The sequence below is a fragment of the Streptomyces sp. NPDC051576 genome, assembly GCF_040681835.1.
Classification (GTDB): Bacteria; Actinomycetota; Actinomycetes; order Streptomycetales; family Streptomycetaceae; genus Streptomyces.
Map to the genome: position 1 here is coordinate 276,507 of NZ_JBFAZO010000008.1, position 12,506 is coordinate 289,012.

The 12,506-nt window shown below is 70.1% G+C and carries 9 protein-coding genes and 3 pseudogenes; 6 read left to right on the plus strand and 6 right to left on the minus strand.

The features are described 5' to 3' along the window. The first annotated feature begins 94 nt into the window (after positions 1-94). Positions 95-1,363: an APC family permease gene (locus tag AB0M63_RS26875; RefSeq protein WP_366021202.1), complete on the plus strand. Its 1,269-nt coding sequence runs from the start codon at positions 95-97 to the stop codon at positions 1,361-1,363. 181 nt (positions 1,364-1,544) lie between these two features. On the opposite strand, the gene AB0M63_RS26880 is transcribed toward AB0M63_RS26875, so the two are convergent. Both AB0M63_RS26880 and AB0M63_RS26885 read right to left on the minus strand, forming a co-directional pair. Next, positions 1,545-2,573 (minus strand): alcohol dehydrogenase catalytic domain-containing protein, encoded by a 1,029-nt coding sequence (locus AB0M63_RS26880; RefSeq protein ID WP_366021203.1) that lies wholly within the window; start codon positions 2,571-2,573, stop codon positions 1,545-1,547. A gap of 46 nt (positions 2,574-2,619) precedes the next feature. Continuing rightward, entirely contained in the window at positions 2,620-3,597 is a 978-nt protein-coding gene (locus tag AB0M63_RS26885; RefSeq protein WP_355908800.1) for an aldo/keto reductase, read from the minus strand. A 186-nt stretch (positions 3,598-3,783) separates the two neighbouring features. On the opposite strand from AB0M63_RS26885, the gene AB0M63_RS26890 reads away from it, so the two are divergent. Further along, the gene (locus AB0M63_RS26890; protein ID WP_355908802.1) at positions 3,784-4,674 is read left to right on the plus strand and encodes a helix-turn-helix transcriptional regulator; all 891 of its coding nucleotides are present in this window, start codon (positions 3,784-3,786) and stop codon (positions 4,672-4,674) included. 181 nt (positions 4,675-4,855) lie between these two features. Here the strand turns inward: AB0M63_RS26890 and AB0M63_RS26895 are convergent, their stop codons facing one another. Further along, positions 4,856-6,151 (minus strand): MFS transporter, encoded by a 1,296-nt coding sequence (locus tag AB0M63_RS26895; RefSeq protein ID WP_366021204.1) that lies wholly within the window; start codon positions 6,149-6,151, stop codon positions 4,856-4,858. A gap of 134 nt (positions 6,152-6,285) precedes the next feature. Between AB0M63_RS26895 and AB0M63_RS26900 the strand changes: the two genes are divergently transcribed. After that, positions 6,286-6,864 (plus strand): ABATE domain-containing protein, encoded by a 579-nt coding sequence (locus AB0M63_RS26900; protein WP_366021205.1) that lies wholly within the window; start codon positions 6,286-6,288, stop codon positions 6,862-6,864. A gap of 89 nt (positions 6,865-6,953) precedes the next feature. On the opposite strand, the gene AB0M63_RS26905 is transcribed toward AB0M63_RS26900, so the two are convergent. Further along, positions 6,954-7,304 (minus strand): PRC-barrel domain containing protein, encoded by a 351-nt coding sequence (locus tag AB0M63_RS26905; protein WP_355908810.1) that lies wholly within the window; start codon positions 7,302-7,304, stop codon positions 6,954-6,956. A 282-nt stretch (positions 7,305-7,586) separates the two neighbouring features. On the opposite strand from AB0M63_RS26905, the pseudogene AB0M63_RS26910 reads away from it, so the two are divergent. Next, positions 7,587-8,432, plus strand: a pseudogene (locus AB0M63_RS26910) (hypothetical protein). A gap of 303 nt (positions 8,433-8,735) precedes the next feature. Further along, positions 8,736-9,368, plus strand: a pseudogene (locus AB0M63_RS26915) (IS5 family transposase); the annotation flags it as partial. 206 nt (positions 9,369-9,574) lie between these two features. On the opposite strand, the gene AB0M63_RS26920 reads toward AB0M63_RS26915, so the two are convergent. Further along, the gene (locus AB0M63_RS26920; protein WP_355908813.1) at positions 9,575-10,828 is read right to left on the minus strand and encodes a YncE family protein; all 1,254 of its coding nucleotides are present in this window, start codon (positions 10,826-10,828) and stop codon (positions 9,575-9,577) included. Positions 10,829-11,022: 194 nt separating this feature from the next. Between AB0M63_RS26920 and AB0M63_RS26925 the strand changes: the two are divergent. Beyond that, positions 11,023-11,142: pseudogene (locus AB0M63_RS26925) on the plus strand (TetR/AcrR family transcriptional regulator); the annotation flags it as partial. Between the two features lie 202 nt (positions 11,143-11,344). Here AB0M63_RS26925 and AB0M63_RS26930 read toward each other — a convergent pair. Next, positions 11,345-12,385: an alpha/beta hydrolase gene (locus AB0M63_RS26930; RefSeq protein WP_366021206.1), complete on the minus strand. Its 1,041-nt coding sequence runs from the start codon at positions 12,383-12,385 to the stop codon at positions 11,345-11,347. Positions 12,386-12,506: the final 121 nt, after the last annotated feature.

Consider the following 12,506-nt stretch of genomic DNA (forward strand, 5'->3'; position numbering starts at 1 on the left):
GGATCGTCAAGGCGTCGGCAAGTCCATGTGCACAAATGGCCAGTATTCGGCCAGACTTGGGCACTCGGGTGTGATACGCACGGGAGAGCGGGCCATGGGCGGGGCATCGGCGGCGGGGGGTACCAGGGAGCTTGAGCGGCGCCTGGGGGTCTTCGACGCCGTGGTGATCGGGCTCGGCTCGATGATCGGGGCCGGGATCTTCGCCGCTCTCGCCCCCGCCGCCTCGGCGGCCGGATCCGGGCTCCTCCTCGGCCTGGCTTTCGCGGCGGTGGTCGCCTACTGCAACGCGACCTCCTCCGCGCGGCTGGCCGCCCGGTACCCGCGGTCCGGCGGGACCTATGTCTACGGCAGGGAGCGGCTCGGCGAGTTCTGGGGCTATCTGGCCGGGTGGGGCTTCGTGGTCGGCAAGACCGCCTCGTGCGCGGCCATGGCCCTGACCGTCGGCTCCTATGTGTGGCCCGGCCATTCCCACGCCGTGGCCGTCGCGGCGGTGGTGGCGCTGACCGCGGTGAACTACGGCGGGGTGCGGAAGTCCGCGCTGTTGACCCGCGCGATCGTCGCGGTCGTCCTCGCCGTGCTGGCCGCCGTGCTCGTCGCCTGCCTCACCTCGAACGCCACCGAGACGGCCCGCCTCGACATCGGTACGGACGCTTCCATCGGCGGCGTGCTCCAGGCGGCGGGTCTGCTGTTCTTCGCCTTCGCCGGGTACGCGCGCATCGCGACCCTGGGCGAGGAGGTGCGCGAGCCCGAGCGGACCATCCCCCGCGCCATCCCGCTCGCGCTCGGCATCACCCTGGTCGTGTACGCGGCGATCGCCGTCTGCGTCCTGCTGGTCCTGGGCCCCGGGCGGCTGGCCCACAGCGCCGCCCCGCTCGCCGAGGCCGTACGTGCGGCGGGCGTGCCGGGACTGGTCCCGGTCGTGCGGATCGGCGCGGCTGTCGCGGCGCTCGGCTCGCTGCTCGCACTGATCCTCGGTGTCTCGCGCACCACCCTGGCGATGGCCCGCGACCGGCACCTGCCGCATGCGCTGGCCGCCGTCCACCCCCGGTTCCAGGTGCCGCACCGCGCCGAACTCGCCGTCGGCGCCGTCGTCGTGGTCCTGGCCGCCACGGCGGACGTGCGCGGCGCGATCGGCTTCTCCTCCTTCGGGGTGCTGGCGTACTACGCGATCGCCAACGCCTCCGCCTGGACCCTGTCCCCGGCCGAGGGCCGCCCGGCCCGGATCGTGCCGGTCATCGGCCTGGTCGGCTGTCTGGTCCTGGCTTTCGCCCTGCCCCTCGACTCCGTTCTCGCCGGAGCCGCTGTGATCGCGGCGGGGGCGGGCGTCTATGGCGTGCGCCGGTATGCGGCCGGCCGCGCCTGACGGGGTGTCCGGCCGGCTCGTGTTCGCGAGGTCCCGTCGTCCACTCCCGCGACAGGCCGGGGGCGGGAGTGGTCGTCGGCGGGAAGCGGTTCACGGACCGGTTCCGCCAGGGGCTACCACGTATCGGACGTTCGCGCGGCAGCCCGTCGATGAACCGGAGCTGCTTTGGCGGCCGGGGCCGTCACGGCGTGACGAGGGCCTTCAGGACCTTGCGGTCGGCCATGGCCCGGTAGGCGTCCGGTGCCTGGTCGAGGGTGAAGGGCCGGTCGAAGACGCGGCCGGGGGTGATGGTGCCGTCCAGGACGTCGGGCAGCAGGTGCTCGATGTAGGCACGGGCGGGGCTGGCGCCGCCGGTCAGGGTGATGTTGCGCATGAAGGGCGGCCGGCCGATCGGCCCCTGCTCGTACTGCGGGGCGCCCAGGCGGCTGATGATGCCGCCGTCCCGGACCGCGCCGAGGGCGGTTTCGAGGGCCTGGAGGGTGCCGACGGCCTCGATCACCTTGCCCACGCCGCCGGTCAGTTCGCGGATCCTGGCGATGCCCTCCTCGCCCCGCTCGGCGACGACGTCGGTCGCCCCGAACGCGCGGCCCAGGTCGGTGCGCGCCTCGTGGCGGCCGGCGAGCACGATGCGCTCGGCGCCGAGTCGTCCGGCGGCGATCACCGAGCACAGGCCGACCGCGCCGTCCCCGACGACCAGCACCGTGTCGCCGCGGCCGACGCCGGCGGTGACCGCGCCGTGGTGGCCGGTCGTCATCACGTCCGAGAGGGCCAACAGGGACGGCAGCAGCGCGGAGTCGGCGGCCACCGGCAGTCGGACCAGGGTGCCGTCCGCGTACGGGACGCGGACGGCTTCGCCCTGCCCGCCGTCGACGCCGTCGAAGCCGTACCGGCCGCCGTTGCGACAGGAGATGTGCAGGCCCTCGGCGCAGTAGTCGCAGGTGTTGTCGCTGTAGGTGAACGGGGCGACGACCAGATCGCCCGCCTTCAGCCCGGTCACGTCCGTGCCGGTCTCCTCCACGACGCCGAGGAACTCGTGCCCCATCGGGCGGCCGGTGCCGGTGGCGGGCATCGAACGGTACGGCCACAGGTCGCTGCCGCACACGCACGCGGCCACCGTGCGCACCACAGCGTCGGTCGGCTTGACGATCTTCGGGTCGGGCCGGTCCTCGACGCGGACGTCGCCGGCTCCGTACATCACTGCTGCACGCATGAGAGGAACTACTCCAAACGGGGGTTGTGCCGAGAGCTGCGGATGGTCAGCGTTCGAGCATCCGTGCCTGGGCCTCGGTGTGGGTGTCGCCCGCGGCGGGAGGCAGGCTGCTGAGCCTGTCGAGCTGGTCCGAGGTCAGCGTGATCGCGTCGGCGGCGGTGTTCTCCTCGACGCGGCCGACCCGCTTGGTGCCGGGGATCGGGGCGATGTCGTCGCCCCGGGCGAGCAGCCAGGCCAGCGCGACCTGGGCGGGTGTGGCACCGACCCCGGTGGCCAGGGCCTGCACCTCGTCGGCGATCGCGAGGTTGCGCCGGAAGTTCTCGCCGGTGAAGCGCGGGTTGTCGCGCCGGAAGTCGGAGGCGTCGAACTGGTCGGTGGAGCGCACGGTGCCCGTCAGGAAACCTCGGCCGAGCGGTGAGAAGGGGACCAGGCCGATGTTCAGTTCCCGCAGGACGGGCAGGACACGGTCCTCGATCCCACGGGTCCACAGCGAGTACTCGGACTGCACCGCGGTGACCGGCTGGACGGCGTGCGCGCGCCGGATAGTGTCCGGGCCGGCCTCCGAGAGACCGAAGGCGCGCACCTTGCCCTCGGAGATCAGCTCTCCGACCGCGCCGGCGGTCTCCTCGATCGGCGTGTTCGGATCCACCCGGTGCTGGTAGTAGAGGTCAATGTGGTCGGTGCCGAGCCGCTTCAGTGAGCCCTCGACGGCGGTCCGGATGTTCGCCGGGCCGGAGTCCAGCTTCCAGGCCCCGTCGCCGGCGTGGGAGACCAGGCCGAACTTCGTGGCCAGCACCACCTTGTCCCGGCGCCCCTTCAACGCCCGGCCCAACAACTCCTCGTTGGTGTAGGGGCCGTAGATCTCCGCGGTGTCGATGAGCGTGACGCCCAGCTCCAGCGCCCGGTGCACGGTCCTGATCGACTCGGCCTCATCGGTGCCGGAGCCGGTGTAGGCGTGGGACATGCCCATCGCCCCGAGGCCGATCCGGGAGACCTCCAGGTCACGCAGCTTGATGTAACGCATTCCGCCCTCTCCGATACGTGGTGACGCCCAGCACCCTCACTCCGGTGGTGTGGGGGAGGGGCCGGCGTCCTGCCCCTTCACTCTCGCCCGGCTGGGCATCGCTGCGGCAGGGCGGGCTCTTCGGGGGTAATGACAGGGCCTCCCTCGTGGCCGCGCGGCAGCTACCGGTCGGGCGAGACTGGAGTCATGCCATCCGAGAGCGCGCACAGCGAGGGCGCCGAGCTGGGCCGCTACCTGCGCGCCCGCCGCACCCAGACCAGCCCCGACCACGTCGGCCTCACCATCGGTACCGGCATCCGCCGCACGCCCGGTCTGCGCCGCGAGGAGCTGGCCACCCTCGCCGGCATCAGCATCGACTACTACGTGCGCCTGGAGCGCGGCAAGGAGACCCGCCCCAGCCCCGCCGTCCTCGACGCACTCGCCCGCGCCCTGCACATGGACGACCAGCAGCACCAGCACCTGCGCGAACTCGCCGCCCGCGCCGCCCGTTACGTCGCCGAACCGCCGCCCGCGCCCAGCCGCGCAGTGCGCCCCCATCTCAAGCTGCTGCTGGAATCCCTCCGCCCCAACCCGGCGTACATCATCAGCCGCAGCATGGACCTGCTCGCCTGGAACCCCGGCGGCCTCGCCCTCTACGCCGGTCTCGACGACTGGCCGGTCAAGCACCGCAACCTGGCCCGCTACTTCTTCCTGCACCCCGCGGCCCGCGAGCTCTTCGCGGACAACTGGGACCGGCAGATCACCGGCTGCGTAGCCCGCCTGCGCGCCGTCGCCGGTACCGCCCCCGACGCCCCCGATCTGACCAACCTCGTCGGTGAACTCCTCCTCAAAAGCCCGGAGTTCGCCGGTCTCTGGGAGCGCTACGAGGTGACCGGACGCAAACCCGTCGACAAGACCTTTCACCACCCCCAGGTCGGCACGCTCACCCTCACCTCCCAGTCCCTGCACGTCGAAGGCAGCCCAGGCCAGCGTATCGGTGTCTACACCGCCGAACCCGGCAGCCCCGAGCACGACGCCCTGCTCCTGCTCGACATGACCGCACCGCGACCGGTGCGACGCCCCACGCAACCGACCTAGACGTGTTGATGCGCAGGGCTATTGGCATGGCTGACGGGCGGTCGGCCGGGCAGTGGGCACCGTCAGTCCCGTGGCGCCCCCTGGGCGGAGTGTTCTCCTGACACGGCGTCCCGGACGGCACCGCCAGGCTTTCCGCCCCTTCGCCGGGCAGGCCTCGGCGAGTACGTCAGCAGGGGCACCGTCAGTTCGGTGGCGTCCTTGGGGCGGAGTGTTCCGCTGACGCGCCGTCCCGGAGGCCATGGCCGGGGTTTTGGCCCCTTCGCCGGGAACGTCTCGGCGAGAACGTCAGCAGGACGGCTCCGAAGCCTGCCGCCACGATCTGCGCGCCGGCCGCCATGCCCAGCAGGGGAGCGGCACCCCATCCACCCAGGGCGCCGATCCCGGCCGCTCCGGCCGCGGCCGCCGTGCTCTTCAGACCGGCACCGAGGGTGAAGACCTGTGTGCGCAGCTCCGGTGGCGCGTACCGTTCGCGCGCGGTGAGCAGGGCACTGAACAGCGGACCGGTCGTCCAGCCCGCGACGGCGAACAGCGCCGTGGTCACTGCCATCCCGGACACGCAGGCGGCCAGGGCCAGGGGGAGCGCGGTGAGGGGCAGGCACAGCAGTACGACCCGTTCGGGCCGGGTACGGGTCCACGGTCTGACGGCGTAGGTGAGGGAGCCCGCCATCGCGCCTGCGGCGAAGGCGGTCATCAGGCCCCCTGCCGCCCAGTCGGCGTGGCGTTCACCGGCCAGCAGGGCCGCGATGACGGGCAGCGCCCCGATGCCGATCTGGCCGATGCCGCTGGCCCAAGTCACGGACCTCAGCGGTGAGTTGTGCACGATCTCCCGGGCACCGGCCACGAGCACGGCGGGTCGCAGCGCACCGCTGTGGTGCTGGGCGGCAGAGCGAACGGGCAGTCGCAGCAGGGCAACGGCGGAGGCACCGGTGAGCGCGGCCGCGCCGAGGGTGAAGAGCGCCGCGCCCGGCCCGATCGTGGCGGCCAGCATCGCCGCCAGCGCGGGGCCGAGGACGCCCGCCAGGTTGTAGGTGGTGGAGTCGACGCTGAAGGCCCGCGTGAGGGCCCGCTGGGGGATGAGCTCGGCGAGCAGGCTGGTGAGTCCTCCGGTGACCAAGGGGGCGCAGCAGCCGGCCGCGAGGACCAGGAGCAGGACGAGGGCCGTGGGCAGACGGCCCAGCGCCCATGCGGTCGCGGCCAGGCCGGTGCCGTAGGCGGCCAGACCCAGACCGTGGAACAGCCTGCGGTGACGGACCCGGTCGGCGAGGGCACCGGCCACCGGAGCCGCGACCACGTGGGGCACCATCAGCCCGGCGACCGGGAGGCCGCCGAGGCTCGCACTGTGTTCGCGTGCCAAGGCCAGCAGAACGAGTGCGACGCGCGCTCCCTCGTCGGCCAGACGCGCCGGTACGGCGACGCCGAGATAGCAGGCCGTGGGCGCGGCGACGGAGGCGGTGGCCATCGGAAACCTGCCCGTCATCAGGGGGCCGGCGAGGGTAGGGAGCAGGCCCCGGATTCCCTGAGCGTCATCGGTCAGAGGTCTGAAGCGTCATCGGTCAAGGGTCTGATTCCACGATCTTGCCGATGTATGCCGGGGTGAGCGACACTGCTTCGGTGGAGTTCACTTTCGTCAGCGGCCATCTGGCCCTGGACCTGGCCGCCACGCTGACGTGGCGCAGCACGTACCCGATCGAACTGCTCGCCGGTCCACGGGACTTGTCCGCGTGGATCGTGCAGGCAGGGCTGGTGGACGTGGCCGGGCGGGTCGGCGATGCCGATGTCGAGCGGACGCGGGAGCTGCGCGAGGCCATCTACCGCACGGCGTCCGCGAATCCGCTGGAGCGGCAACCCCGCGCCGGAGACCTGCGGCTCATCAGCAGGACGGCGGGCGGCAAGCAAGTCACCCCGGTGCTGGGGGAGTTGGGCCACGCGGTGTGGCGCGGCAATGTCGACCAGGCCCTGGCCACCGTCGCCCACCAGGCGTGCGTCCTGCTGGGCGGCCCCGATCACCGGCGCATCAGGGCGTGCGCGGACGCGCGGTGCACCCGGCTGTTCGTCGACCATTCCCGGTCCGGGAGCCGCCGTTGGTGCGACAAGTCGACCTGCGGCGGGCGGGCCAACGCGGCGGCCTACCGCCAACGCCGTTCGCAGCACGGGTCGTTGGGTGGCCTGGTCGCAGGGCCGGACGAGTAGCCGGACCCGTTCACGGCGTCGGCGGTCGGTCCGTACGGCGAAGGGCGGGCACCGGCAGAACGCCGGTGCCCGCCCCTGCGGGGTGACGGTCAGGCTCGGTGCTCTCCGTAGTAGCCGCCGACCTGCTCGTGGTAGCCGGGGTCACCGATGTGCTTGTCCTTGTCGAACTCGGGGGAGTTCTTGATCTCCTCCTTGGTGCGGCCGACGTGGACCGTCCGCTCGGCGACGTCGATGGACGAGATGACACCGGCAGGAAGCAGAACCTGCTTGCCGAAAATCCACACACCGGTGTCGACGACGATGTACGCGGCTCCGACGTCCTCGGAGTGCTTGTCGACCTTGCCGATCGAGCCGTCGCTCGCCTCGACCTTGAACCCGGTCAGGTCCATTCCTGTCTGGTGGCCCGCCTCGGCCTGATAACCCCACATGTTGTCCGTCATGCGAAACCTCCCCTTGTAGTGAATGAACACCGAGGAAGCCCGTCCGGTATTCCGGTGGACGTTCCTCGGTGAAGCGAGTTCCCACCGTTTTCGGTCCCACACAATTTGAAATTTCGACTTCAGCGCGATCCAATATCGCGATTCACCTTTCCGAAAGGCCGTCATACCCGCACTGCCGTATGACATACGGATGATTTCTGGCCTCGCGCATGCGACGGGTCATCCGGGTTACTCGAGGGGGGAGTGCTGAGAACCGGACCGGAATGATCGCGGTGGTCGTGGGTGCCGCCCCCCGCACTGGTCGTTGCTGCCGTGTCTGGGGACCTGACCCAGCGGCGGCACTCGGTGCTGCGCAACTACCCGGTGCCCGGGCACGCCCGCTACCTGCTGGAACGCATCCGCCCGAACTGCAGCAGTACTTCGTCGAGCGGAACTTCGACGGACGACCCTTCGACCCGGACGTGCGCAGCATCGTCCAATCGTCTACGAGCGGGCCAGGGCACCGCCGCCGAGGAGCCGTTCGAGACCGAACGCGACGTGTACCGGACGGGCTACGAGTGCCTGGTGTCCTCGATGGCGCCCCACCCTTCGGCTCGCTGTCGGCCAACGCCGTACTGGCCCTCAACCAGGGGGCCGCGGCAGGCGATTTCGCACACGACGCCGGCTACTTCGGCTGCCGGACCCGGGACGGGGAATTCGCCGAGAAGGCGTCGGGCGACAGCGTCAGGTGTGTGTCGCTCAAGCTGTCTCAGGGCGCTAAACCCGGTGTCGGAGGTGTGCGGCCCGGGGCCAAGGTGAACGCGGAGATCGCCCTGGGCACCGCACCCGACTTCATCGTCGACGGCGCGGAGGGCGGCACCGGTGCGGCACTGCTCGAATTCGCCGAGCGCGTCGGTACACCGCGCCTGATCCAGGGCGCCGACTACGGCAACGCGGCCCGCGCCATGATATTCGCGGTCCGCTGTATCCAGGCCCAGCGCTGCCGCGTGGGTGCGGCGCCTCCAGAAGGCCACCGTCGACAGCGCACTCCAGATCATGGCCTCCATGGGAGTCACCGACCCCGGACAACTGCTCCTTGAGCCGCCCTCCGACTGGAAGGCCGCCGACTCCGACCACTTCCCGATCTGACCATGCGGTACGAGGAGTAAATGTCAGCCGCGGCGCAACATCATGACGATGGCGACGATGACAATGATGACGACGATGGTACCCAGACCTATGTACACGGTTTTCCCTTTCGTTCGGGCAACGGCACCCATCGGCGCCGCGAAGAACCGAGTGCCCCCGGAAGAGCTTTTCAGGCCGCCCCGGTGAGTTGAGAATCTGTTGGAGCCAATGGACGAGCATGCCGGCTCGGTGTCGCGCGTCAGCGGTGGCCGACGTAGGCGACGAGTCCGCCGACGGTCAGGCCCGTGGCGCGTCCGTGACGCCTCGGGCTGCACGTGGTGGCAGTTGCCGACCGCGTCGTCCGGGCCGTCGACGCGACGGTTCACCAAGTGAACGAAGGGCCAGGGGTGGGCCAAGCTCCACCGCCTCGTGCTCGACGAACTTCGATCCCGTGGAGAGCTGGACTGGTCCCGGTGCGCGATCGACTCGGTCCACATGCGAGCCCTGAAAAGGGGGAGCTGATAAGTCCGAATCCTGTAGACCGGGCAAGTACGGGTCAAAGATCCATTTGATCACGGAGCGGGCCAGGCTACCCCTGTACGTTGGTCTCTTGGTTGCCAACACACACGTCAGCCAGGCGCTGATCCCGCTGGTGAAGGGCATTCCTCCGATCCGCTCCCGCCGCGGGCCCCGGCGGCGCAGGCCCCACAAACTCCACGCCGACAAGGGCTATGACTACAACCACCTGCGGCGGTGGATATCCAGCCGGGGGATCCGGCACCGCATCGCCCGCAGGTATCGCTCGCAACGGCTCGGCCGCCACCGTTCGACGATCGAACGCACCATGGTTCTGGCTCGCCGTGCCGACGCCTGCACCGCCGCTACGAACGCAAAGCCGACCACTTCCTGGCCTTCATCAGCATCGCCTGCCCCCTGATCCGCTACCGCACGCTCACCAAAAGAGATGACCCCTACGATGCCTTGGTGACCAACGGGGCGACCGCGCCGTCCGCGACTCTGCTGGCGATCGCCCGTACCGAACTGTCGGCGTGGGTGGCGCGGAAGGCGGGATGACCGCGAAGGAGACGGCGCGGAGGCGGGCGGCGGTCACCGTCGCCCGCCCCCCGCCGTGCCCTGGCGTGTCCTGTCGTGCCGGGCGGTCGTCAGCTGCCGGTGCCGGTCCAGTCCGCCGCTACATGGCCGAGCCGGATCCGCTGCGGATGGTCGCCCACCGGCACGGAGAGGACCTTCTGTCCGGTGGCGAAATCGATCGCGGTGATCTGGTCGGCGCCGCTCTCGGAGATGACGCAGTCCTTGCCGTCGCCGCTGACCGTGGCCCAGTAGGGCTTGGAGGCGCTGACCAGGGGGCCCTCCTGGAGCGTGGCCCGGTCGACCACCGTCGCGTAGTCGTCCATCGTGCCGGCCACGCACAGCTTCGCCCCGTCCGGGCTCATCGAGAGGCCGTGGTGGCGCGAGTCGTTGACGAACGTGGTGCGGTCGTCGCTGGTCGCCGGGTTCTTCGGCAGGGTCTTCGTCCGGGTGATCCGGTCCGAGGCGAGGTCGTACTCGAAGAAGCCGTTGAAGAACGAGACCTGGAAGTACAGCTTGGACTCGTCCGGCGAGAACACCGCCGGGCGCACGGCGTCCGAGTAGTCCGTGAGTCCGATGGCGTCCAGCCGCTGTCGCATGTCGATGATCTTGACTTGCTTGTAGGTGGTCGCGTCGACGACGGTGATGTGCCGGTCGCCCTTGGTGAAGTCCTGCCACGGGGCGTCCTGCGAGGTGTTCACGTCGCCGATCGCCATGTTGTAGATGTACTTGCCGTCTTTGGTGAAGATGTTCTCGTGCGGCTTGTCGCCGGTCGCGAACGACCCGAGCTGCTTACCGGTGACGATGTCCAGGACGTGTACGGTGTTCGAGGTCGACGCCGAGACCGCGACCCGCTTCCCGTCGGGTGAGACGGCCATGTGGTCCGAACGGTAACCGGACACCGGGAAACGCCAGTTGATGTTCCCGGTGGCCAGGTCGATGGAGACGACGTCGGCGAAGCTCGGCCGCGAGACGACCACCGACGCGCCGTCCGGCGTGGTGTACATGTCGTCCGCGAACTGGTCGTGGCCCTCGCCGACCCCGTTGCGGATGGCCATGAAGTAGATCCACTTGATCGGGTCAGCGTTGATCTCCGCCATCCGGGCGGCCTTGTCGGGGATCACGTTGATCCGGCCGACCTTGGCGAAGTCACCGCTGGACTTGACGACGTCGGCGGTGCCGTCCCAGTTGTTGCCGACGAAGAGGACCTCGCGCAGGGCGGCGGCGGTCGAGGCGTCGGCGGCGGTGGCGGCGGTCGCCGGGGCGGCGACGATCAGGATGAGGGCGGCGGCTACGGAGCAAAGGTGCCTCGATCTGAAGGCAGGCATGCTGCTCTCTCCTCTGGGTGGCTGAAGGCGTGGGGGCAGGGCGGAAGGGCCGCCCGAGACTGAACACCGTTGCGTTCAGATTGACTTACTGGAAAGTAAGTTCGAGGCGCCCTACGCCACAAGACTCCGTGCACGACAAAATTGGCGGCGGGGGGCACGGGCCGACGAGGCAGGGCCAGTGACGGGCAGGCCCCAGAGCGCCGACCGGCGGTTACGGCGGCAAGTCGGCCGAATAGCGGCAGGCCGAGTGCCGGGGAAGATTCCTGGACGCGGCGCTGCGGCTGTTCGGCGGCGGGCCCGGCTACCGCGGGACCGCGGAAACCACGACCGGCAAGCTACTGATCCAAATGGGATGACGTCATACACGGTCACCGTCGATCCACAGGGCGCTGCCCCGCTCAGGCGGGGGCAAGCCGGGGCCGCCGGTGATCCAGCGGTTCCCGCAGATCCCGCTCGGTCTCGGCCTGGCCTTCGCCCTGTGGCGGCCCGCAGGCCTGCTCCTGCGCCGGCCCGCGTTTAACCGGTGTGCCCTGCGAGGAAGTTCGTGATGTAGCCCATCGTCTTCTTGGTGGACCAGGGCTTCGCGGCGCCGTCGGACGAAGCCTCGGCGCCGGAGGAAGTGCTCGGTGAGGCGCCGGAGTTGGTCGGGATGCTCAGGTCACCGTGGCCTGCGCCGGTGAGTACGACGCGCTTGGCGTCGACGCCCTTGTCCTTGAGGGCCGTGAACAGGTTCAGCGTCTGGCTGGGTGAGACCAGAGGGTCGGCGCTGCCGTGCAGGAGAAGGAAGGGCGGCGTCGAGGAGGAGATGCGGGTGGCCGGGTCGGCGGCGGCCACCTGGCTGGTGTACGTCTTGATGGACTTCGTCGTCCCGGGGCCGTAGACCCATTGCGCGGCCGAGTTGCCCGCGGCGTAGTTGCTGTCCTTGGCGACCTGGTCGTAGTCGGAGGCGATCTCCGACAGGTTGGCGGGACCGAACTCGTCCACCACGCCCTGGACCTTGCTGCTCTGGTCGAGGTGGTCGCCGACGTCGTACGCCTTGTCGCCGTTGGTGACACCGGTCATGGCCGCCAGGTATCCGCCCGCCGACTGGCCCCAAACGTAAACGTGGTCCGTGTCGATCCCGTAGGTGTCGGCGTTGGCGCGCAGGTATCGGATGGCGGACTTGACGTCCGCGAGGGCGTCCTTGTAGGTGGCACCGCTGGCCGTGGTGCGGTACTGCACACTGGCGACCGCGTAACCCTGGTCGGCGATGTATGTGCGCTGGTCGAGGTTGCCGGTCCGTTCCGCCAGGACCCATTCGCCGCCGGTCAGGTAGACCACCAGCGGCTTCTTGCCCGAGGACTTGGGTATCTGGATGTCGAGCTTCAGGTCGGTCTTCTTGCCGTGGGTGGTCGGTGAGGAGTACGTGATGTCGTCGGTCGTCGTGACCGCCGACGTGTCACAGGTGATCGCCGGACCGTCGGGGTCGATCACCGTGCTCGTGCTGTTGTCGGTCTTCTTGATCGTCTTGGCCTCGACGATTTTCAGGCCCCCGCCGTCCGAGCCGCTGGACGGCATGCCGCCGGGCGTGCCGGTGGAGGCGCCACTCGATGCTGTCCCTCCGGTGCCTCCCGGGGTGGATGTCGGACAGGCGGAGGCCGACGCCGATGCCGATGCCGACGTGGCGGACGATCCGGCC

Bases quoted from the DNA above. Each gene is read 5' to 3' on its own strand.
- AB0M63_RS26875 (WP_366021202.1), top strand. From the start codon at position 95: ATGGGCGGGGCATCGGCGGCGGGGGGTACCAGGGAGCTTGAGCGGCGC.
- AB0M63_RS26880 (WP_366021203.1), bottom strand. From the start codon at position 2,573: ATGCGTGCAGCAGTGATGTACGGAGCCGGCGACGTCCGCGTCGAGGAC.
- AB0M63_RS26885 (WP_355908800.1), bottom strand. From the start codon at position 3,597: ATGCGTTACATCAAGCTGCGTGACCTGGAGGTCTCCCGGATCGGCCTC.
- AB0M63_RS26890 (WP_355908802.1), top strand. From the start codon at position 3,784: ATGCCATCCGAGAGCGCGCACAGCGAGGGCGCCGAGCTGGGCCGCTAC.
- AB0M63_RS26895 (WP_366021204.1), bottom strand. From the start codon at position 6,151: ATGACGGGCAGGTTTCCGATGGCCACCGCCTCCGTCGCCGCGCCCACG.
- AB0M63_RS26905 (WP_355908810.1), bottom strand. From the start codon at position 7,304: ATGACGGACAACATGTGGGGTTATCAGGCCGAGGCGGGCCACCAGACA.
- AB0M63_RS26920 (WP_355908813.1), bottom strand. From the start codon at position 10,828: ATGCCTGCCTTCAGATCGAGGCACCTTTGCTCCGTAGCCGCCGCCCTC.
- AB0M63_RS26930 (WP_366021206.1), bottom strand. From the start codon at position 12,385: ATGCCGTCCAGCGGCTCGGACGGCGGGGGCCTGAAAATCGTCGAGGCC.